Consider the following 21,463-nt stretch of genomic DNA (forward strand, 5'->3'; position numbering starts at 1 on the left):
GCGCTCCGCGATCCGACTAGGGCGTCTAGTCGTTTCGATTAGAAATCAGCCATTTGTGACAATCGTGGTCGCCGAACCGCAACGGGGGCGTCATGGCTTGAGCTTAACCCATAGGTCAACATCAAGACCAAGGGGAATCCACCATGCGACCCACACTGATCGGGCTGGCGACCGCCGGCCTCGCTTCGCTTTCCGCGCCCGTTTTTGCTCAGGCGGCCCCCGTGGCCGATGCGGTGGGCGAAAGCGGCGACATCGTCGTCACCGCGCAGCTGCGCGAACAGAACAGCATCGAAGTGCCGGTCGCGGTCAGCGCGGTCACGGGCGACGAACTCGATCGGTTCGGTCTGTCCGAGTTCGAGGAAGTGGGCCGCTTCATCCCCGGCTTCGACGTTCAGAACCAGTCGCCGAACAATCCGGGCTTCGTGATCCGCGGCATCACGTCGGACAGCGGCACCGCCTTCAACGAGCCGCGCGTCTCGGTCTTTCAGGACGGCGTCTCTATCTCCAAGTCGCGCGGCTCCTATGTCGAACTGTTCGACATGCAGCGCGTCGAAGTCGCAAAGGGGCCGCAGTCGACGCTTTATGGTCGCGGCGCGCTGATCGGTGCGGTCAACCTGATCCAGAACAAGGCCGATCCGAAGGGCTTCGCGGCCTATGCCAGCGGCTCCTACGGCAATTTCAACGCCTGGACGGCCGAGGGCATGGCGAACGCGCCGCTGGGCGAAGGCGTCGCGCTGCGCGTCGCGGGCCGCATCCGCAAGGCCGACGGCTATGTGAAGAACCTGCTCGATCGCGATCGCGACTTCAATTCGGACGATACGAAGGCGATCCGCGGCGCTTTTCATGCCGAAACCGGCGGGCTGACCTTCGACGTGATCGGCAATTATCAGAAGGACGAGCCGACCGGCACGTCGTTCAAATCGATCGCCTATCGCCCGACCGATCCGGCGACCGGCGCGGTGATCGGCACGGCGGGGCGCAACAGCGGCGCGGCGCTGGTTGCCGGCGCGGGCTTCGAAGGCGGCAAGCCGCTCGGCCTCGATCGCGAAGTCTGGGGCGTGACGGGCATCGCCAATCTGGCGCTGGGCAACGGTTTCACGCTGACATCGATCAGCGCCTATCGCCGCTTCGACGCGCTCGAGATTTTCGACGCCGACGGCATCTCGCTGCCCGTGCTGACCGCCGCCGAAGATGCGCGCGGGCGCCAGACCAGCCAGGAACTGCGCTTGCGCTATGACGATGATCGTCTGTCGGCGTTCGTCGGCGCGAGCTATTTCCACGAAAAGGGATCGCAGCGCGGACCGGCGCAGTTTGACGAGCGGATGGCGCTCGCCCGCTTCGCCAGCGCGATGAACGGCGGCGGCGCGATTCCGGGCCGCGCGGCGACCGATCCGGCGCCGGCCGCCTTGTTCGGCAGCACCGCCTTCACCTCGCAGCTTCTGCGCGGTGTTGCGGGGGCTTCGGGCGTCGCCTTGTCGGCGGCGCAGGCGACGGCGATCGCCGCGAACCTGAAGTCGAACCACCTCGAAACCAGCACCAATTTCGCGCGCACCAAGGCGTTCGACATCTTCGGCGATGCGACCTTCAAGGTCACCGACCAGTTCGAAATTGGCGCGGGCCTGCGCTGGACGCATGACGACAAGGACAGCAGCTTTACCTCGGCCGTCCTCAACGGGCGCTCGATCCTGGGCACCTTCATCGCGGCGCTCGGCCAGCCGGCGGCGCAGCGCACCGCCTTGCTCGGCGCGCTCGCGGTGCCGGGTGCGGCGACGATCCCGACCTCGGTCGCCTATCCGGTGCCGATGATCGGCCTCGGCCTCCAGCCGACCGCAGGCAATGGCGGTACCGACAGCGCCAGCATGAAGGATGACGGCTTCAGCTGGCGCCTGACCGCGCGTTACAGCCCCACCGACGATGCCAGCATCTACGCCAATTATGCGCGTGGCCGTCGTCCGCGCGTGCTGGCGGCGTCCAGCCCGTCGACCCCGCTCGCGGCCACGCGGTTCAATCCGCTGCCGAACGAGACGGTCGACAGCTATGAGGTGGGCGCGAAGGGCGCACTCCTCGATCGCAAGCTGATCCTCGACGGATCGGTCTTCTATTATGAATATAAGAACTTCCAGACGACGGTGCAGCAGGGCACCCAGATCATCACCACCAATGCCGGTCGCGCCGAAACCTACGGCTTCGAAGGCGACATGCGCTATGTGCCGAATGACTATGTCGCGTTGATCGCGACCTATGCCTATAACCACAGCCGCCTGAAGAGTGGCGTGCGCGACGGCAATCGCCTGCGCCTCTCGCCCGATCATTCGGCATCGATCGGCGCGATCGTCGGCGTGCCCGCCGGCCCCGGCCGCGTGACCTTCACGCCCAGCCTGACCTGGCAGTCGAAGGTGTTCTTCGACGACGACAATGATCGCCCGGACCTGCAGCAGGTCTCCACCGGTGCGCTCGTCGCCGACAATATTCAGGATGAGGTGCAGAAGGGCTTCGCGCTGGTCAACGCGCGTGTCGGTTACGAGTTCGACAACGGTCTGCAGATCGAAGCTTATGTCGATAACCTGCTCGACAAGAAATATATCAAGGATGCCGGCAATACCGGTGACTCGCTGGGCCTGCCGACCTTCATCGCGGGCGAACCGCGCTTCTATGGCGTGCGCGTCGCCTATCGCTTCGGCGGTGCGAAATGATCCGGGTCGATCGGCGCTCCGCGCTCGGGCTGCTCGGCGCGGGCGTGGCGCTTCCGGTGGGGGCGGCGCGCGCCGCCTCCGCCGCCAAAATCAGCTTCGATCATGGCGTGGCGAGCGGCGATCCGACCGCGACCTCCGCAATCCTGTGGACCCGCGCGACGCCGGCCGATCCGGCGCACAGCGCGCCTGTCCCGCTCAAATGGTCCATTGCCGAGCGTGCCGACGGGCCCGCGATCCGATCGGGCACGGTCGAGGCGCGGCCCGCGCGCGATTTCACCGCGAAGGTTGATGCCAAGGGGCTGAAGGCCGGCACCGAATATCATTACTGGTTCGAAGCGGCGGACGGCACACGCTCGCCCGTCGGCCGCGTCCGCACGCTGGCGCAGGGCAAGATCGCCGATGCGGTGCTGGCGGTCGTCACGTGCCAGCTTTATCCCGGCGGCCTGTTCAACGCTTATGACGCGGTCAGCAAGCTCGACCGCGTCGACGCGATCGTCCACCTGGGCGACTATATCTACGAATATGGGCCGGACGGTTATGGCGGCGGCACCGGCAAGAAGCTGGGCCGCAATCACGAGCCGCCGCACGAGATCGTGACGCTGGCCGATTACCGCACCCGCCACGCCCAATATAAGCGCGACCCGGACCTTCAGGCCGCGCACGCTCGCGCCGCCTTCATCTGCGTGTGGGACGATCACGAAGTCGCCAATGACGGCTGGGTCGGCGGCGCCGAAAACCACCAGCCCGAAACCGAAGGCGAGTGGAAGAAGCGCAAGGCCGCCGCGCTCCAGGCCTATTTCGAATGGATGCCGATCCGTGATGCGGCCCCCGGCAAGCCGTGGGATGCGATCAACCGCAGCTTCCAGTTCGGCGACGTCGCGACGCTGCTGATGGTCGAGACCCGGCTGCTCGCGCGGTCGCAACAGGTGGATGATGACGGGCGGCTGCCCAGCGCCGAAACCTTCGCCGCGCGCCTCGCCGATCTCAAGCGGCCCGAACGCGAGATGCTGGGCGCGCCGCAGCAGAGCTGGATCACCGACACGCTGACCGCCTCGGTCAAGGCGGGCACGCCGTGGCAGGTGATCGGCAATCAGGTGGTGATGGCGCGCGTCAATGGGCCGAAGCTGCCGGCGGCGCAGGCCGGCCCGTTGCTCGGCGCGCTGCCCGACTACATCCGCAAGCAGGTCGAGGTTTCGATGGCGAGCTTCGCGGCGGGCCTGCCGTTCAATCTCGATGCGTGGGACGGTTATCCGGCGGCGCGCGAGCGGCTCTATGCGTCGTTCCGCAAGGCGGAAAGCCGGCCGATCGTCCTGTCTGGCGATAGCCACGCCTTCTGGGTGAACGACCTGCAAGACGCCGAAGGGCGGCTGGTCGCGGCAGAATTCGGCACGTCGTCGATCACCAGCCCGTCGCAGGGCGACATGCTGCCGCAACTTCCGCTCGGCCAGATGCTGATGCAGTCCAGCCCCGAAGTCGCCTTCTGCGACCAGAAGGCGAAGGGCTATATCGTCCTGACGCTCACCCACGATCGCGCCTCGGCCGACTATGTCGCCGTGTCGACGATCATGGCGAAACCCTATGATACGAAGTCGATCGGCACGTTCGACGTTACCGCCACGACGCGCGAGAAGATCGTGCGGCGCGGCTGATGCCGAAAAGGGGCGCTATCCGGCCTGTCGGATAGCGCCCCGGTCGGCTGCAGCGAGATAGGCGTAACAAGCGCGTGGTAGTTCGCGGCGCAGGCGATCGAAGCCCTCGTCCGATCCGTCCGCCTCCATCACCACGCGCACCGAACCGCCGAGCAGCGCCGCGACCATGAACGCCACCGCGTCGCGATCGGGAAAGTCGGTGCCGGGCGAGGAGGACAGCAGCCCGCCGATCAGATCGGTCATGCAGGTGGCGGCGCGGCTCATCAGGTCGGACAGGTCGAACTCGGCAGCGATGGCGTAGATGGCGCGCGAGGAGACGATGTCCGCCATCTTGGCATCGAGCCAGGCGATCGCCAGCCCTTCCGCGATGGCCGCCAGATCCTGCCCTTCGAGCTTTGTGGCGGCGGCGACCATCGCGCCTTCGATCAGGTCGAACTGCCGCTCGACAAGCGCGAACAGCAGCGCCTGCTTGTGCGGGAAATATTGGTAGAGCGTGCCGACCGAAACGCCGGCGCGCTCGGCCACCCGCGTCGTCGTCAGCCGGCCCACGCCGCCCGCCAGCAAAACCTGAATCGTCGCGATGTGGATCGCCTCGATCGTGGCGGTCGATCGCGCCTGTTGCGGTGTTTTCCGGGGGCGGAGGAGGGCCGGAACAGGGCGGTTCATATGCGAATTCCCGAACTGAAGGATCGTTCATATTTTGGGACGGCAGGGGAAAATCCGCAAGGAGTTATGCAATGAACACCGTCCTCATCACCGGTTGCTCGACCGGCTTCGGCCGCGAGATCGCAGCCTATTTTCTGGAACAGGGCTGGTCGGTGATCGCCACGATGCGCGATCCCGCCGCGAACACTTTGCCGGCGTCCGATCATCTGCGGGTGCTGCCGCTCGACGTGACCGATCCGGCGAGCATATCGGCGGCTATCGCGCAGGCCGGCCCCATCGACGTGCTGGTCAACAATGCGGGCATCGGCTGGCTCAACGCAGTCGAAGGGACGCCGATGGAGGCGGTGCGCCGGATCTTCGACGCCAATCTGTTCGGCACGATCGCGATGATGCAGGCGGTGTTGCCCGGCATGCGTGAGCGCGGTTCGGGCGCGATCGTCAATATCGGCTCAAGTTCGACCTATAAGCCGCTGCCGCTGCTGTCGGTCTATCGCGCGAGCAAGGCGGCGATGAATGCGCTGACGGAATCGGCGGCGCACGAACTGGCGGAGGTCGGCATCCGCGCCCGGATGGTTTTGCCCGGCATGGCGCCGTCGACCAGTTTCGCCGCCTCGGCGCAAAGCCAGATCGCGGAAGCCGGCGGCTTTCCGGCTGCCTATGCCGATTTCGGGGAGCGGACGCTTGCGGCGATGTACGAGGCCGCGAACGGCGACGTCACCACCGCGCGCGACGTGGCCGAGGCCGTGTTCCGGGCGGCGACCGATCCCGATTGCCCGATGTTTCTGCCGGCGGGCGCCGACGCGATCGCCTGGTCGCAGGGGGCGTAACCGGATGGCGGCCGATCACTTTGCGGCATCCGATTGAAGGAAGGCGATGATCGCCGCCCGCTCGGTGGGGTTGGGCACCGCAAGGAACATGCGGCTGCCCTTCACCATCTTCTGTGGCCCCTGCAGCCATTGATCGAGCGTGGCGGCGTTCCAGTTGATGTTCGCGGCCCGGAGCGCCGGGGAGTAATTATACCCCGGCGCCATCGCGGATTGCCGCCCGAACACCCCCTTGTGCGCCGGCCCTATCTTGTTCGCGGCGATGCTGTGGCAGGTGCCGCATCTCGCCTGATAGAGCCTGGCGCCCTCCGCCCCGGTCATAGGGGTTTGCGCCGCCGCGTTCGTGGTCATCATCATTATGGCTCCGACCACGATCAGGGTGGACGTCGCGACGGACAGCGGAACCGGGACGGAGGACCTCATGGCCGCTTACCGATCGATGATGTCGCGGTGCATCGGCGTCAGCGACGCGATCAACCGGTTCTGGGCGGCAAACGGGATGTTGCGGGCGTTGAGCGTCTTCTGGAATTCCTCGACCAGCGCGAAGAAGGCGCCTTCGTTGACGTTCATGCCCATATGCGCTTCGGCCATCGAACGGCCCGAATAGGTGCACGGCCCCTTCAGGACGACACAGACCTGTTCGACCAGCAGCGCCTTGATCCGCTCCTTGTCGGAATTTTCAAAGTAAGGCCGGGTGCGCGGATTGGCGACGAGGCGGTTCATGAAATCGTCCATGATCGCGACCAGCCCTTCGCGACGGCCGAACGTCTCGTACAGCTTGGTGTCGTCGGTCAGGTTGGGGAGCGTGGCATAACGTTCCTTGATTGCGGGAGTCGGATCGGTCGCCTGGGCGGCGGCGATCTGGGGCGTGATGGCGGCGAGCATCGCCACCGGCAGGATGAGCTTCAACATGCGATAGTCCTCTCGTTTGGAAGGATCAGAAACCGACCTGGAGCGAGGCGTAGGCGCCGTTCTGCCGGCGCAGCGCGATCTGGCCGAGGCGGGCGTAGGCCAGCGTGACCGAGACGTTGCGCGTCGGCGCGAAGGCGACGAAGGCGTCCCAGGCATTTTCCTCGCGGAAGGATGAGCCGCCCAGTGCGCCTTCGAGCCGGTTCGATTTGGTGCGGAACTCGGCGCCCACCGCGATCTTACGGCTGAGCAGGTAAGCGGCCGACGCTTCGAACTGCGGCTTGTACTTCTGGTCCTTGCCGCCAAGGCCGCCGAAGCCGAGGATACCGAACTGGTTCGCCTTGGTAAGCCGCGCGGTCGCGTTGAGCAGTAGGCTGCGCGACAGGATCAGCTTGGTCGCTGCGACGTAGAAATCGACGCCCTTGCGCTCCACGCCCAGCGCGCCGCCGACGACGGTTTCGTCGTCGTTGATCTTGTACTGAAGGCCCGCCGAAATCTGCGGGAGATAGGCCGACTGCTCCAGCACCGCGTCGCCGATCAGGCGGACCTTGGCGCCCAGGATCGTCTGGCTGATCGTGAAGCGATTGCCGAGGCCCAGCGCGCCGCCCACCTTGCGCAGATTGAAATTCTGTCGCGCGACCGACAATTCGACCCGGTTACGGAAATTGATCGCGCCGCCATAGGAGGCGAGCGTGAAGTCGCGGGTGTCGACCCCGGTGACGAAGGTGCTGATGCCGAATTCGTTGCGCGTGCCGTAGCCGCCGATCGTCGCCCACGGCACCAGGCCGCCGCCTGCCGAACCCTCGATCGTCGAAACGCCGCCCGTCAGCAGCAGGCGGCCGCCATTGGAAAGGAAACTGTCCTTTTCATCCTCCATCGGCGCGATGCTGGCGGGTTCGGTCGCCATCGCCTGATCCGCGCCGTCGGCGTCCGCCGCCAAAGCTGCCGATACGGGCGCCAGCCCCATCACAGCCGCGGCCACGATCAATCCTCGTCTCATCAAACCTTACCCCCTGGAAGTGGCGGCGGCCGGGTCGCGCCGTCATGTTGGTTTCGTGGGGCAATTACCGGCGCCGATGAGGCCGCAGATGCAGCCGGACGCGGAAGTTTATTTCTTTGCAGAAGGCCGGCAGAATGCATCCGTTTCCGGTGATCGTTGCGTAACGAACGGGAGCGCGCAGGCGCTGCTGAACCCTTGCGGCAGGACCACGACACTGACGAAGATGCAAAGTCCCGAGGCGCTGTTGATGGCGATGGGCGCGGGCGACGAAGGGGCCTTCCGTCGGCTGTACGAAACCCAGGGCGACTGGGTGTACGCCATCGCCCTGCGCCTGTTGCGCGATCCGCAGGCGGCGGAGGATGCCGTGCAGGAAGCCTTCATGAAATTGTGGCGCACAGCAGGCCGCTTCGACATCGAACGTGGCACCGCGAAGACGTGGATCGGGATCATCGCCCGCAACGCCGCGCTCGATCTGGGGCGGCGGCGGCAACCGGCCGAAGAACTGGACGAGGCGAACCTCGCCAGTCTGGCGACAGAGGCGATCGAGCCGCCCGATCCCAAGCTGAACCGGTGTCTCGGCCAACTACCGTCGGATCAGGCGCGCGCGATCGTGACGATGTACCATTATGGCCTGAGCCATTCGGAACTGTCGGAACAGCTTGGGCTGCCGCTCGGCACGGTCAAGAGCTGGATCCGGCGCGGCACGCAGGCGCTCAAGCTCTGCATGGAAAGCTGATGCGGGCATGATCGAAGCAATCGTTTCCGGTGCCTGCGTCCAATCCGCTGAGTGACAACGTATAACCGACATGACCAAGGGACTTCGCGACACGATCGAGGACCGCGCGATCGCTTATGTGCTGGGCGCGCTATCGCCCGAGGAGCGCGCGGCCGCCGCGCGCGAGCGGCTTTATAATAGCGCGCTCGACGAGGGGATCGGCTTTGCCGAACGACTCTTTGCCGGGTTGCAGTCGGGCGGATCGGCGCCTGCTCCTGCGACGCGCGATTGGGCGCGGATCGAACGCGCGCTGGGCGAGGAGCAGCGCGCGCTCGACGGCAAGCATGTCCAGCCCTGCGTCGATGGCGATTGGCGGCTGCACGGGCCGCGCGTCGAGTTCAAACCCTTATGGTGCGACGACGCGATCCTGATCCGCTGCGATCCCGGCGCGGTCGAGGAGCCGCATGATCAGCCCGATGGGCTGGACGAACATATTGTCGTGGTCGCGGGCGATCTGGTGGTCGGCGGGCGCAGCTTCGGGGTGGGTGACTATATCCGTGTGCCCGCCGGCACGATCCACAGCCGCATGTCGACGCAGGCCGGGTGCCTGCTGTTCACCGCTTATGTGGCGCCGGCCGTCTAGGATCAGAACCTGCGCCGCGAAAAGGGCCAGTCGATCACATTGCCCGCGAACAGGGCCCACCAGACCAGAACTGGCTGAAAGGCGAGGCGGGGGATGTGATAGGCGAGCCCTATGTCCGTCCAGTCGAGCCCGGTTCCGGACATCGAAATCCCGTCGATCGCATGCTTGATGTTCGCCGGATAGACGCACACCGCATAAGCGGCGAAGGCGATGCCGGCGGCGTAATAGAGCTGCGGCACGAACAGCAGCGCGATCGCGCCGACGATCTCGGCGATGCCGGTGCCGATCACGACCGCTTCGGGCATCGGCACCCAATCGGGCGTTATCTTAACGAAGGGCTGCGGTGTTGTCAGATGCGCGATGCCGGCGGCCAGATAGATGGCGCCCAGCACTCGCCGCAGCCAGCTGCGCCAGCGATCGATCCGATAAGCGGCCATATAATCTGCCATCCGTCCCTCCCCGTCAGCCGTTATCTCCGGCAACGTCTCTACGGATGATATAGCCGGTCCGGATGCAGGCTCAGGCAGTATATTGGACCAGAAGGACGCAGCCTGCGGTGGTGCGGACGTCCAGATCCTCGGTCCCCGGCGGCGCGCTATACCAGTCCCCGGTGCGCAGCGCCCGGCCGCCGATCACGCAGTCGCCCGAAATGACGATCAGATTTTCGGTGTCGGTATGGACGTGCGAGGGCAGGGTGGCCCCAGGCTCGCAGCGATACATGAAGGTCTGCGCCGACCAGAGCTGACGCGTCTCGACGCCCGGCGACAGCACGCGCCATTCGGCTTCGTCGAAGGGGCTGACGGTCTTGCCGGCCATCGCCTCGCGTTCGCGCGCGACGCCCTGCGCGATCCGATCGAACAACCCCTTGGGGGCGGGCGGGCTTTCCCTGGTGTCCGCGAGCGGGGCGAGCTTCGTCTCCCAGTCGCGGATCGCGGTGTCGAGCTGCCGATCGGACAGGCGATCGCGCGCCACGGTATCGCGCTCCTGCGGGGAGAGCGCGCCCGTCACATAATCCAGCGCCCGGTCGTCGATCGTCATGCCACGCATCCTTCAGGTGCCCGATAATCTCACAGATGCGCGGTCGTTCAAAATCGCACGGCGGCGATCAGAAAGCGGCCTGGATCGTGTTCGACTGGAGATCGAAGCGCACCTGATATCGGTCGGCGCGATAATAAGCCTGGGTCAGCAGCATCGGGCCGCCATCCTCGTCATGGAAGGCGCGGGTGACGCGCAGCAGCGGCGCGATCGGGTCGATCTTGAGCAGCGCCGCCATCCCCGGATCGGCCGAGACGGCGGCGATCGTCTGCGCCGCGCCGCCGAACTTGCGGCCCGATTGCTGGACCAAGCTGACGATCGGCGCTTCCTTCAGGCTCTTTTCGTTTATCATGAAGCCCAGATGTTCGGGCACATGCGCGATCGTGCAGCCCAGCGGTTCGCCATCCAGCCAGCGCAGGCGCACCGCGCGCACGACGCGGCTGCCCGCGGCGACGCCCAGCAGCGATGCGACCGGCTCGCCCACCTCCTCGCGCGTGATTTCGAGCACCGTCACCTTGGTCTTGCGGCCGAAGGTGACGAGCGAGTCGACCGCCTTGGCGATGTCGGCCTCGATCGGCTTGACGGGCAGATTGTAGATCACCTGCGTGCCCACGCGGCGCTTGCGCGCCACGAAATGCTGGAGCGCCAGTTCGTCCATCGCGCGCCGCGCGGTGATCCGCGAAACGCCGAAATTCTCCGACAATTCCTGCTCGGTCGGCATCAGCGACCCAAATGGGCGGCTGCCCGAAACTATTTCGTCGCGCAGCTGGAGGAAGATCTGATGATAAAGCGGAACGGCCGTCTTGCGGTCGACGCTGAACATTTCGCGATTGGCGCCGATCATTCAATCTCTCTCCGCACGATGCGCCCGATATTGGGGATGAGGTCGCTCACTGGCGAACCGCATCGGCAAGCGACCTATAACTTGCGAACCCGTCTCACGGAAGGCGCAAGCACGCCGGAATCGATGATTTGATCAAAAGTTATAACATTATGACAAATCTCTTGCCGCCCCTTTGCAGGTGCGTAATATTCCCTGGCGACATGCGGGGGCAAAAATGGCGACAGACACGACACGCAGCATCGACGTAGCGGCCTCGACCGATCTGGTCGGCTGGACGCCATTGCAGATCATGGTGGTCGCGATCTGCACCGTGATCAACATGCTCGATGGCATGGACGTGCTGATCATATCCTATGTCGCCCCTGCAATGGCGACCGACTGGGGCGTCAGTTTCGAGGCGCTGGGCGTGATCTTCAGCGCCGGATTGGTGGGCATGATGCTCGGCTGCGTGCTGATCGCGCCGCTGGCCGACGGGATCGGGCGCCGCCCGGTCGTGCTGGGCGCGCTGGTGCTGATCACGATCGGCGCGCTGGGCACCGGGCTGGTCGGGACGATCCCGGCCTTCGTCGGCTTCCGGCTCGTGACCGGCCTTGGCATCGGCACGCTGCTCGCCAGCATCGCCGCCCTCGCGAGCGAATATGCGCCCGCGGGCAAGCGCAGCATCGCGATCGGGGCGTTTCAGGCGGGTTATCCGATCGGTGCGGTCTTCACCGGCCTCGCCGCGATCTGGGCGATCCCGCACTATGGCTGGCAGGCGACCCTGCTGGGTGCGGGCGTGGTCAGCGCGGCGATCCTGCCGATCGCCTTCTTCCTGCTGCCCGAATCGATCGATTTCCTCCAGAACCGCCAGCCGGCCGGCGCGCTCGCAAAGATCAACACGCTGCGCGCTCGGCTCGGCCTCGCGCGCCTCGACAGCCTGCCGCCGCCGCGCACGCGCAGCGCGGCGCCGAAGCTGGGCCACCTGTTCGCCGACGGCCTGTGGAAGTCGACCGTGACTTTGTGGTTCTCGACCTTCGCGGGCTTCATGGTCCTCTATTTCGTGACGAGCTGGATCCCGAAGCTGGCGACCGAAGCGGGGCTGAGCGCGGGCGATTCACTGTGGGCCGGATCGATCTTCAACGTCGGCGGCTTCATCGGCGCGGCGACGATCGGCTGGCTGGCGACGAAGCGCGACATCGGCTGGCTGATCCGCACCTACATGCTCGTCGGCTGCGTGCTGATGATGATCTTCAGCATGCCGATGCCGCTCGCTCTGGTGCTGATCGTCGCGGTCGGCATGGGTGTGACGGTGCAGGGCGGCTTCACCGGCTTCTATTCGCTGGCGGCGCAGATGTACCCGTCGGAAGTGCGCAGCTCGGGCATCGGCTGGGCGATCGGCATCGGCCGTGGCGGATCGGTGATCGGGCCGATTTTGGGCGGTTTTCTGCTGGGTAAAGACCTGCCCCTGTGGATTGTCTTCCTCTGCTTCGCGATCCCGCTCGCCATTTCCGGCGTGCTCGCCTCGCTCGTCCGCCACCGGGCCGATCTGGCCTGAACTCATCATCTGGCGAACAGCGCCCACGGACGACGCGCCGTTTCGCATCAGGCAATTTAATTACCATAAAAGTATAACAAATGACTTGCGGTGAACGCCGACTCGTGATTTGATATGGATATATAACAAATGGGGCTGAGGTGAACTGAGACACCCGCACAGATGCGGGGCCAGGGAAACGATCAGACCTCCGAAAAAATATGCCGCGCAGGGAACGGTCCGGCTCGCACTGAGTCGGGGCACATAAGGGGGTTCACATGACGCAAGCATCTCGAAACACTATGCGGGCCAAGTGCCTCGCGGCCCTTCTGGGGTCGGCGACGCTCGTCTCGCCGGTCTGGGCGCAACAGGCGACCGCGCCGGCCGCCGAAGATCAGGCGACCGAAGGCGAGGGCGAAATCCTCGTCACCGCCGAACGTTATGGCGGCACCGTCCGCACCACCCCGGTTTCGGTGACGGCGATCAGCGAGGGAGCGCTGATGGAACGCCAGGTCCGCGATGTGCGCGACATGGTGAACCAGGTTCCGGGCATCGTGCTGTCGCAGGCGACCGCGGGTTCGAGCCAGATGAAGATCGTCGTGCGCGGCGCCGGCACCGAAACGGGCGGCATCCGCGCGAACGGCACCGTCGGCGTCTATATCGACAACGTCATTCAGCCGCGCCCGAACGGCGCCTTCTTCGACTTCTTCGACGTCGATCGTGTCGAGTTCCTGCGCGGCCCGCAGGGCACGCTGTACGGGCGCAACACCTCGGGCGGCGCGATCAAGCTGGTGACCAAGAAGCCGTCCTACGACTGGACCGGCGCGGGCCAGCTCAGCGTCGGCAATTTCCAGGCGCGCGAGGCGAAAGCCTATCTCAGCGGCCCGTTGATCGAAGACAAGCTCGCCTTCTCGATCAGCGGCCTGCACCGCCGTCGTGACGGCTTCATCTTCAGCCTCGACGAAGATCGCCGCGTCGGCGATCTCAATCGCAGCGCCGAACGCATCAAGCTGCTGTTCGAGCCTGACGAGAAGCTGACGTTCGAGCTTGCGGCTTATGCGATGCAGGATCGCTCCGACAGCACCGTGCCGCTGCCGCTGATCGCGCCCGTCGGCGTGGTGGATCCCTATGCCACCCCCAACCGCGATCTGACGGTGAACGAAGTCGTCGCCAATTATTATCAGCGCATCTATCAGCGCGGCGTCACGCTCAACGCGACCTATGCGATCACCGACGACCTCGAATTCGGCCTGATCAGCGGCTATGGCCGGCTTCGTCAGGTCAGCCTGGGCAATGACGGCTTCCTGACGGCCGCGAAGGTTGCGGCCAATGGCGGACGGCTGGTCGTCGCCAATGCCGACCGGGTCGAATTCAAGAGCAGCTGGTACACGCAGGAAGCGAACCTGATCTACACGGGTGAGCGCCTGAAGGCCGTCGGCGGCGTCTATTATTTCTACGAAAAGGGCACGCAGCAGGGTGCACGCAGCGGCGCCCAGACCGATGATGCCGCGAACAAGGTGAAGGCGCCCGCCGTCTTCGGTCAGGCGACCTACACGATCGTCGACGGCCTCAGCGTCCTTGCGGGCCTGCGCTATACGCGGGAAACGACCGACTATCTCGCGCTCACGATCGGCTCGGCCGCCGGCACGCAGTTGGGCAAGTCGACCTATTCGTCGACCACGCCGAAACTGGGTGTGAACTGGGAGGTCAACGACCAGCTGTTCACCTATATCTCGTGGACGCGCGGCACGCGCAGCGGCGGCTTCAACTCGCGCGATCCGATCACGGCGGTTCTGCAGCCCACGCCGTTCGGCGCGGAATTCGTCGACAGCTACGAACTGGGCGCGAAGCTCAACATCCCCGAATATCGGTTCCGCGTGAACGCGACGGCCTATATCGCCGATTATAGCGATCTGCAGCTTTCGACGATCATTCCGAACACCGCGTTCATCGCCACGCTCAATGCCGGCGCGGCGCGGACCTGGGGTCTCGAACTGGAGCCGAACTGGCAGATTTCGGACAGCTTCAATCTGTACAGCAACGCCGCGTTCAACCGGGGCAAATATACCAAGTCGTTCACCTGCGGAAACCAGTTCGGCGTGCAGGTGGACTGCACGAACAGGAAGATCAAAGGCCTGCCGAGGGCCAAGGTCAGCGCGGGCTTCCGCTTCTCGCCGGAGATTTCGGGCGTGCCGGGCAAGTTCACGCTCAACGGCGTCTGGGATTACACGTCGAAGGTGTACAACAACATCGCGAACGAACCCGAACTGGTTCAGACGCCGAAGCTCAACCTGTTCAACGCCTCGGTCGCGTGGCGTAGCGACGATGGCCGGTGGAACGCATCGCTCGAAGGGCGCAACCTCGCGAACAAGAGCTTCGTGCAGGCAGGCCTGCTGAGCGCGAACGCGGTGCGGCCGATCGTCACCGGCTATGTCGGTGAGCCGCGTCAGGTGATGGCCCGCGTCGGTTTCTCCTTCTGATGCGCAAGGCAGGCCGATCGGCCGTAACGGCGGGGGGCGTAAACGCCCTCCGCATGGGACTGTGCCTGTCGGCCTGCCTGCTGGCCTTGCCTGCCTATGCCCAGTCGTTCGGGCCGCCGACCGTCAATCAGGCGCCGCCCTTCGCGGTGCCGGAGGAAGGTTATGCGGTCGAAGGGCGTCCGGGTAAGCCGGGGTCGGGGTTCGTGCTTCACTATACCCCGAAGGAGGTTCCCTGGGAGGCGTTCGAGGCGCCGGGTATCGGCGGCGGGCTGCAGCGCAAGCTGATGAGCCAGTCGCCCAGCATGGGGGCGATCGCGCAGATCACGGCGGTGCCCGCGGGCTGGAGTCAGCCTGCCGGCTATGACGATGTCGATAATGAGATCATCCTGCTCGAAGGCGATCTGAGCATCGGCGACGAAAAGCTCACGCGCTATTCCTACAGCTTCATGCCCGCGGGCGTGGCGCATGGAGCGACGACGTCGCGGCAGGGCGCGGTGATGCTGCAATGGTATAAGGGCGTGCCGAAGTTCGTCGCGTCCGCCAACAGCAAGGCCGGCGCGCGTCCGGCGGCGCGCATCCGCGACTGGAACCAGTTCGATGCGGCCTGGTATGTGGGGGAGCCTTTCCCCCATTATCGCACCGGCGGAAACTTTCCGGGTGCGCTCCACAAGCTCATCCGCAAGGATCCCGATACGGGCGAAATGACGTGGATCACCTTCGGGTCGAGCATCCCCGCGCCACCCAGCGGCAAGCCGAGCAATTTCGGCGGGGGCTATGAAATCCATCCGAGCTTCGAGGAATATTTCCTCCTCGAAAAGAGCGACGACACCGTCATCGGCGAATGCCTGGCGCAGGGCGAAACCCCGGTTACCTATGGCGGCCACACCTATTGGTGGCGCCCGGCGGGCGTCGCGCATGGCGGCCCGCTGAGCCGCGGTTCGAACGAGCCGGGCTACACCATCTCGATCGTCCGTACCGGCACGCCGCTGTGGGCGACCTATGTCACCGACTGTTCGTACAAGACCGGCCTCGAATATCTGCCGGAGGGTTGGCGGAAGTACGATTATGACGTGCCGCGATACGAAGTTCACGACTGAAATCAGAGTGTTACGTGTTAGAATCTGACGATTTTGCGGTCGATAACCGCAGATATTTTGGGAGCTGCCAATGCCAATAAGCAATCGACTTCGATTGGGCCTGACCCTGTGCAGCACTGTGCTGCTGGGCACGTCGGCCCTTGCGGCGGATATCCGGATCCCGGAATCGCGCGATCGTGCGACCGAGTTCGTGGGCTTCGTGCAACCGAGCGTGCTGCATTTGCGCCCGCTGGTCTTCCCCGGCCTGCCGACCGCCGAGTTCAAGCAGCTGAGCTTCGACGAGAAGACCGGCGCGCGCACGATCCTGGCGAAGCTGCCCGCAGGCTGGAAGCAGCCGTCGGGCTATCACTCGGCCGATCTCGAGATGTTCGTCGTCGAAGGCGGACTCAGCATCGGGACCAAGCCGGTCGGCCGCTATGGCTATGCTTATTATCCCGCAGGCTATGCGCACAGCTACGGCACCGAAAAGGGCGCGACCGTCCTGATGTTCTGGGCCGGCGCGCCGGATTATACGGCAAGCGCGAAGTCGAAGGCGGGCACGAAGGCGGCCGACGCGATCGATGGCCTTGCCTATAACGACATCGCCGTCACCGGCCCGGCGAGCCTGCCGAAATATCGTGACGAGCCGGTTATGAAGAACTCGCCCGTCCATGTCCGCCTGCTGCGTCTCGATCCGAAGACCGGGCAGAAGACGTGGATCGCGATGTCGCCGGGCGGCTATCCGGTGATGAGCGGGGAGGGCGATCTGCCGCTCTGGGCGTCGAGCAAGAGCTGGCAGGAGGGCTATATGCTCGCCGGCGACATGACCGTCGCCGAATGCCTGCCGGAAGGGCAGGTTGCGGGCACCTATGGCACCAACGGCTATTTCTTCCGTCCCGCAGGCACCGCGCATGGTGGTCTGAGCCAATATTCGGACAGCTTCGCGGTGTGGCTCTACCGCACCGGGCCCGGCCATTGGGAAACCTATCGTAACCAGTGCGTCGAGCCGGCTGCCAAGGCGGCGGGAGGTGCGAAATGAAGCTGCGCGCGAAATTGTGCCTGACCGTGGCACTTGCCGCCGGCGCGACCGTCGCCGCGCTGCCTGCCTTCGCCGAACAGTTCGGCCCGCCCACCGTCAACCAGGCGCCGCCCTTCCCGGTGCCCGAAAAGGGCTATGAGGTCGAAGGCCGTCCGGGTCTGATGCACAACATCCCGAACATCGAGTTCGTGACGTGGGAGGCGTTTCAGGCGCCGGGAATCACAGCGGGCCTGCAGCGCCGCCTGCTTAGTCAGTCGCCCAGCATGGATGCCGTCGCGCAGATTACCTACGTTCCCGCCGGCTGGACCCAGCCCGCCGGCTATGACGAGGTCGATAACGAGATCGTCGTCCTCGACGGCGATCTGAGCATCGGCGACGAAAAGCTGACCAAATATTCGTACAGCTATATGCCCGCGGGTCTGCAGCATGGCGCGACGACGTCGCGTCAGGGTGCGGTGCTGCTGCAATGGTATAAGGGGGCGCCGAAGTTCGTCGCGTCGGCCACCAGCAAGGCCGGTGCCCGCGCCCATGCCCGCGTGCGCGACTGGAACCGCTACAAATATACCTGGTATGTCGACGATCCGTTTCCCGCTTATCGCCAGGGCGGCAACTTTCCGGGCTATCTCCACAGCCTGATGCGGCGCGATCCCGATACGGGCGAGATGACGTGGATGACGTTCGTCTCGGGCATCGCCGCACCGCCCAGCGACAAGCCGGGCAATTTCGGCGGCGGCGCCGAGGTCCATCCCAGCTTCGAGGAATATTATATTCCGGAAGGCACCCGCGTCGCGACCTCGGACGAGCGCGGGCCGACCAAGGCGAAATATGGCGGCGAGTGCGTCGAAGGCGGCGTCTCCTCCTACAAGCGGGGCACGCGCGGCTATTTCTGGCGCGCGGCGGGCGTCGCGCACGGCACGGTCGCGCAGGCGCCTCCGGGCGAGAAGGATGGCGACGGCAACCTTGTAAAGGGCAATGGCGAGGCGAACTGGGGCTGGACCCTGGTGCGCACCGGAACGCGCCTGTGGGCCACCTACGTCACCGACTGCACCTACAAGACGGGCATCGAGTACAAGCAGGGTGACTGGCGCAAATATGATTATGACGTGCCGCGCTACGTGCCGCACGAATAAGGGTTTCAGCAGGCGCATATGACTGGGGCCGCTTCGGCGGCCCCTTTTTTCGGCCCAGCCGTCGTCGCGCCCTCGGCGTGACGTCGCGATCCCCGCGGATCGCAGGCGCTTGTCGCCGTGATGATCTGTGCCCGCGCGACATCGCGCCAGCAGCCGAGCCGATAGGCTATCGGCTCGATATCGCCGTGCCGTCGGCAGGCCGCACGCAGCGACGTTTCAATATGTTGGAACCCCGGTGACGGGGTGTGTGGCGGAGAGGGTGGGATTCGAACCCACGTTACGGTTGCCCGTAAACCGCATTTCGAGTGCGGCGCATTCGACCTCTCTGCCACCTCTCCGCAGAGGTCATCTCCGAGCCACAGGATGGCCCGTCCGGTCGATGGAGGCGGCGCTCTAGCCCAAGAGTTTGGGCTTGCCAAGCCCGTGCTTGCATGTTGCGCCATCCACCCTACATTATCCCTTGTGATAGAGAAGAATCTGCCTTCCCCGCCCGCGCCGGACAGCGCGATCATCGCTGGAATCGCCGTTCCGCCCATTTCGCACGCCCGCTTTGCGATCGGCGATGTGGTGCGCCATCGGATCTTCGAGTTTCGCGGCGTGGTGTTCGATATCGACCCCGTCTTCGCCAATAGCGAGGAATGGTACGAATCGATTCCCCAGGACATGCGCCCGGCCAAGGACCAGCCCTTCTACCATCTCTTCGCGGAGAATGATGAAGGCAGCTATGTCGCCTATGTCAGCCAGCAGAACCTGGTGCGCGACGACAGCGACGAACAGATCGAGCATCCCGCAATTGCCGGGCTGTTCGATGGATTCGTCGACGGCCGCTACCATCTGAGGCGCGAACACCGCCACTAAGGGTGCGAAGACTCCATCCGGGGATGTGAGGACTCTGGCGGGACTCGGCAAAGCTGCGTCAAACGCGGGAAATGCTGAATCTCTTCGTTGACAATCGGCCGCTCTGCCCATAGGGAGCCGGTCTTTCCGCGTGGAGGCAGATGGCCAAAAGTCATCACGTTCGCGCTAACAGCTTTGAAGAAGTGATGAGGGCCATGTTCGCTATCGTGCGCACGGGCGGCAAGCAGTATCGCGTTGCCGCAGGAGACAAGATCGTCGTCGAGAAGATCGTGGGTGACGCGGGCTCGACCGTGTCGCTGGACGACGTGCTCCTCGCGGGCGAAGGTTCGGACCTGAAGGACGTTTCGGGCCTGACCGTTTCGGCCGAGATCATCGCGCAGGCGAAGGGCGAGAAGGTCATCGTCTTCAAGAAGCGCCGCCGCCACAATTATCGCCGCCGCAACGGCCACCGCCAGCAGCACACGATCCTTAAGATCACGGCAATCGGCTAAGCCCGCGAAGCGAACCAGGAGTCTAGACAATGGCACATAAGAAAGCAGGCGGTTCGTCGCGTAACGGTCGTGATTCGGCCGGCCGTCGCCTTGGCGTCAAGAAGTTCGGCGGTCAGGAAGTGATCGGCGGCAACATCATCATCCGCCAGCGTGGCACCCGCGTTTATCCGGGCGTCAATGTCGGCATGGGCAAGGATCACACGCTGTTCGCGCTGACCGACGGCCGCGTCCGCTTCCACGATGGCAAGCTCGGTCGCAAATTCGTCAGCGTCGACGGTCTGGCCGAAGCCGCCGAGTAACCGGCGATCCGAAATACGGGTCGCCTTGAGGGCGACCCGAGCACCCACTCAGATGGGCTGCGAGGGGAGGGTCTGGAGACCGTCCCCTTTTTCGTGTTTCCCTCACTTTCACATCCGTTTTCGGGCCTGATTTTTCAGGGCTGAAAATATTTGTCGCTTCCCTGTAACCTTTTGCGAGCAAAGGCGTTTTCGGGGCGGCGGAGAGGGAGAGAATCCACGATGTTCGCACGGACTGAACGGCTGCTGTTGCGGCCGGCATGGAGAGAAGATGCACCCGCGCTGGCGGCTGCGATCGCCGATTTCGCGGTGGTCAGCAAGCTTGCCCGTGTACCCTGGCCTTATAGCCAAGCCGATGCCGAGGCGTTCGTTTCGGCAGAGCGTGGGCCTTTGCCCAATTTCCTGATCTTCGCGCGCACTGGCGCTTCGCCGCGGCTGATCGGCGGGATCGGCCTCGATTCGACCGATGACGGCGTCGAACTCGGCTATTGGATCGCGCGGCCTTATTGGGGTCTCGGTTTCGCGACCGAGGCGGGGCAGGCGGTGTGCGACATCGCCGATTCCAGCCTGCGTCTGCCGAATCTGGTCGCAGGCCATTTCGCAGACAATCCGGCGTCGGGCCGCGTGTTGCGCAAGCTGGGCTTCGAGCCGACCGGCCGCACCGTGACGCGGACGTGCCGTGCGCGGGGCAGCGTGGAGCCTTGCGTCGAATATCGGCGCAAAGCCGGTAGTCGCGGCACGCCCCAGGACGGTGAAATGCATTATGATCGCGAGGATGCGCTGGCGGCCTGAAATATGGCCGCCAGTAATCGTCGACAGTAATCGCGCCAATTTGGTGACAGTCTCGGGTCTATCCTCTTTCACCGAAAGCCTCTAAAGCCGGCCAATCAGCGGCGGGGGCGGTCGCGATTGGGGAAGTATCGATGCCGCAGCAGCGTGCACGACTGAACAATGTTGAAATGCGCAAGGTGGCCCTGGAGGCCGCGTGCGGGATCCTGACCGACGAAGGACCGCAGGCCGTGACGCTCACGGCCGTCGCAAAGCGCATCAGCCGCACCCATGCCAATGTGCTCCACCATTTCGGATCGGCCGAAGGGCTGCGCCGCGCGATGGCCGAAACGATGGCCGTGCGCGTCGTCGGCACGATCGCGTCCGAAGTCCGCCGCATGCGCGAGACCGAGGATGATGCCCGCGCGGTGGTCGATCTGGTCTTCGACATCTTCGAACGCGAAGGGCTGTCGGCGCTGATGTCGTGGATGACGCTGTCGGGCGATCATGCCGCGCTGGCGCCGATCATGGAATCGCTCCACGATCTGGTCGAGCAGCTGGGCGATCATCGCGGCGCTTCGGTGCGCCGGATCACGCAGGCGCTCGTCATGGGCGCGCTGGCCGACGGCCTCCTCGGCGCGCCGATCGCCAGCGCCCTCGATCTCCCGCGCGAAGCGATGCGCGAGACGATGGCGACCCAGATCAAGCATATGCGCGGCTGGTAGCCACTCTCCCCACTCGTCATTGCGAGCATAGCGAAGCAATCCAGTCCGCAGTTCGGAGTGGATTGCCGCGTCGCCTTACGGCTCCTCGCAATGACGAATAAGGGGTAGG

At 64.9% G+C, this 21,463-nt stretch carries 22 protein-coding genes and 1 tRNA gene; 15 read left to right on the forward strand and 8 right to left on the reverse strand.

Translation table 11 applies throughout. The annotated features are described in order from the left end of the window. The first annotated feature begins 143 nt into the window (after positions 1–143). Both EOD43_RS05330 and EOD43_RS05335 read left to right on the forward strand, forming a co-directional pair. Positions 144–2,693, forward strand: coding sequence for a TonB-dependent receptor (locus tag EOD43_RS05330; RefSeq protein ID WP_127741778.1), 2,550 nt, complete (start codon positions 144–146; stop codon positions 2,691–2,693). Then, positions 2,690–4,342, forward strand: a complete 1,653-nt coding sequence (locus EOD43_RS05335; protein ID WP_240653089.1) for an alkaline phosphatase D family protein — start codon at positions 2,690–2,692, stop codon at positions 4,340–4,342. Before EOD43_RS05330 ends, EOD43_RS05335 begins: the two co-directional genes overlap by 4 nt. A 15-nt stretch (positions 4,343–4,357) precedes the next feature. On the opposite strand, the gene EOD43_RS05340 is transcribed toward EOD43_RS05335, so the two are convergent. Next, positions 4,358–5,008, reverse strand: a complete 651-nt coding sequence (locus tag EOD43_RS05340; protein WP_127741780.1) for a TetR/AcrR family transcriptional regulator — start codon at positions 5,006–5,008, stop codon at positions 4,358–4,360. Positions 5,009–5,079: 71 nt separating this feature from the next. On the opposite strand from EOD43_RS05340, the gene EOD43_RS05345 reads away from it, so the two are divergent. Continuing rightward, positions 5,080–5,835, forward strand: a complete 756-nt coding sequence (locus EOD43_RS05345; protein WP_127741782.1) for an SDR family oxidoreductase — start codon at positions 5,080–5,082, stop codon at positions 5,833–5,835. Between the two features lie 15 nt (positions 5,836–5,850). Here EOD43_RS05345 and EOD43_RS05350 read toward each other — a convergent pair whose 3' ends face one another. The 3 genes from EOD43_RS05350 to EOD43_RS05360 form a co-directional block, all read right to left on the reverse strand. Further along, a complete protein-coding gene (locus EOD43_RS05350) occupies positions 5,851–6,189 on the reverse strand; it encodes a c-type cytochrome (RefSeq protein ID WP_164857113.1) in 339 nt (112 codons plus the stop codon). 72 nt (positions 6,190–6,261) lie between these two features. Next, positions 6,262–6,744 (reverse strand): group I truncated hemoglobin, encoded by a 483-nt coding sequence (locus EOD43_RS05355; RefSeq protein ID WP_127741786.1) that lies wholly within the window; start codon positions 6,742–6,744, stop codon positions 6,262–6,264. Between the two features lie 25 nt (positions 6,745–6,769). Further along, complete coding sequence (locus EOD43_RS05360) at positions 6,770–7,723, reverse strand: DUF3034 family protein (protein ID WP_240653090.1); 954 nt, start codon at positions 7,721–7,723, stop codon at positions 6,770–6,772. A 265-nt stretch (positions 7,724–7,988) separates the two neighbouring features. On the opposite strand from EOD43_RS05360, the gene EOD43_RS05365 reads away from it, so the two are divergent. Continuing rightward, positions 7,989–8,477 carry an RNA polymerase sigma factor gene (locus tag EOD43_RS05365; RefSeq protein WP_164857114.1) on the forward strand — a complete coding sequence of 163 codons (489 nt, stop codon included), beginning with the start codon at positions 7,989–7,991 and terminating at the stop codon, positions 8,475–8,477. Positions 8,478–8,547: 70 nt separating this feature from the next. Further along, positions 8,548–9,099: a cupin domain-containing protein gene (locus EOD43_RS05370; protein ID WP_127741792.1), complete on the forward strand. Its 552-nt coding sequence runs from the start codon at positions 8,548–8,550 to the stop codon at positions 9,097–9,099. Positions 9,100–9,101: 2 nt separating this feature from the next. Here EOD43_RS05370 and EOD43_RS05375 read toward each other — a convergent pair whose 3' ends face one another. From EOD43_RS05375 to EOD43_RS05385, 3 genes are all read right to left on the reverse strand, one after another. Then, the gene (locus EOD43_RS05375; RefSeq protein ID WP_127741794.1) at positions 9,102–9,548 is read right to left on the reverse strand and encodes a DoxX family protein; all 447 of its coding nucleotides are present in this window, start codon (positions 9,546–9,548) and stop codon (positions 9,102–9,104) included. 70 nt (positions 9,549–9,618) lie between these two features. Then, the gene (locus EOD43_RS05380) at positions 9,619–10,137 is read right to left on the reverse strand and encodes a cupin domain-containing protein (protein ID WP_164857115.1); all 519 of its coding nucleotides are present in this window, start codon (positions 10,135–10,137) and stop codon (positions 9,619–9,621) included. 67 nt (positions 10,138–10,204) lie between these two features. Then, positions 10,205–10,978, reverse strand: a complete 774-nt coding sequence (locus EOD43_RS05385) for a GntR family transcriptional regulator (RefSeq protein ID WP_240653091.1) — start codon at positions 10,976–10,978, stop codon at positions 10,205–10,207. Positions 10,979–11,192: 214 nt separating this feature from the next. Here EOD43_RS05385 and EOD43_RS05390 point away from each other — a divergent pair, with 214 nt between their 5' ends. From EOD43_RS05390 to EOD43_RS05410, 5 genes are all read left to right on the forward strand, one after another. Beyond that, positions 11,193–12,512 carry an MFS transporter gene (locus tag EOD43_RS05390; protein ID WP_127741798.1) on the forward strand — a complete coding sequence of 440 codons (1,320 nt, stop codon included), beginning with the start codon at positions 11,193–11,195 and terminating at the stop codon, positions 12,510–12,512. 257 nt (positions 12,513–12,769) lie between these two features. Next, positions 12,770–14,971 (forward strand): TonB-dependent receptor, encoded by a 2,202-nt coding sequence (locus EOD43_RS05395; RefSeq protein ID WP_127741800.1) that lies wholly within the window; start codon positions 12,770–12,772, stop codon positions 14,969–14,971. Between the two features lie 53 nt (positions 14,972–15,024). Further along, positions 15,025–16,068, forward strand: coding sequence for a DUF4437 domain-containing protein (locus EOD43_RS05400; RefSeq protein WP_164857116.1), 1,044 nt, complete (start codon positions 15,025–15,027; stop codon positions 16,066–16,068). A 70-nt stretch (positions 16,069–16,138) separates the two neighbouring features. Continuing rightward, entirely contained in the window at positions 16,139–17,086 is a 948-nt protein-coding gene (locus EOD43_RS05405; protein ID WP_127741804.1) for a DUF4437 domain-containing protein, read from the forward strand. Continuing rightward, entirely contained in the window at positions 17,083–18,216 is a 1,134-nt protein-coding gene (locus tag EOD43_RS05410; protein WP_127741806.1) for a DUF4437 domain-containing protein, read from the forward strand. The genes EOD43_RS05405 and EOD43_RS05410 overlap by 4 nt, the downstream gene beginning before the upstream one ends. Positions 18,217–18,464: 248 nt before the next feature. Here the strand turns inward: EOD43_RS05410 and EOD43_RS05415 are convergent. Further along, positions 18,465–18,554: transfer RNA gene (locus EOD43_RS05415), tRNA-Ser, on the reverse strand. 139 nt (positions 18,555–18,693) lie between these two features. Between EOD43_RS05415 and hspQ the strand changes: the two genes are divergently transcribed. The 5 genes from hspQ to EOD43_RS05440 all read left to right on the forward strand — a co-directional run bounded on the left by hspQ (position 18,694) and on the right by EOD43_RS05440 (position 21,354). Continuing rightward, complete coding sequence (hspQ, locus tag EOD43_RS05420; RefSeq protein ID WP_420822448.1) at positions 18,694–19,074, forward strand: heat shock protein HspQ; 381 nt, start codon at positions 18,694–18,696, stop codon at positions 19,072–19,074. Positions 19,075–19,268: 194 nt separating this feature from the next. Then, entirely contained in the window at positions 19,269–19,565 is a 297-nt protein-coding gene (gene rplU / locus EOD43_RS05425; protein WP_127741810.1) for a 50S ribosomal protein L21, read from the forward strand. Positions 19,566–19,594: 29 nt separating this feature from the next. Next, positions 19,595–19,864 carry a 50S ribosomal protein L27 gene (rpmA, locus tag EOD43_RS05430; RefSeq protein ID WP_127741812.1) on the forward strand — a complete coding sequence of 90 codons (270 nt, stop codon included), beginning with the start codon at positions 19,595–19,597 and terminating at the stop codon, positions 19,862–19,864. A 219-nt stretch (positions 19,865–20,083) separates the two neighbouring features. Then, positions 20,084–20,653: a GNAT family N-acetyltransferase gene (locus EOD43_RS05435; RefSeq protein ID WP_127741814.1), complete on the forward strand. Its 570-nt coding sequence runs from the start codon at positions 20,084–20,086 to the stop codon at positions 20,651–20,653. Positions 20,654–20,820: 167 nt separating this feature from the next. Then, on the forward strand, positions 20,821–21,354 hold the full coding sequence (locus EOD43_RS05440) for a TetR/AcrR family transcriptional regulator (protein ID WP_240653092.1): 534 nt from the start codon (positions 20,821–20,823) through the stop codon (positions 21,352–21,354). Positions 21,355–21,463 lie beyond the last annotated feature (109 nt).

Source organism: Sphingomonas crocodyli (genome assembly GCF_004005865.1).
Lineage (GTDB): Bacteria > Pseudomonadota > Alphaproteobacteria > Sphingomonadales > Sphingomonadaceae > Rhizorhabdus > Rhizorhabdus crocodyli.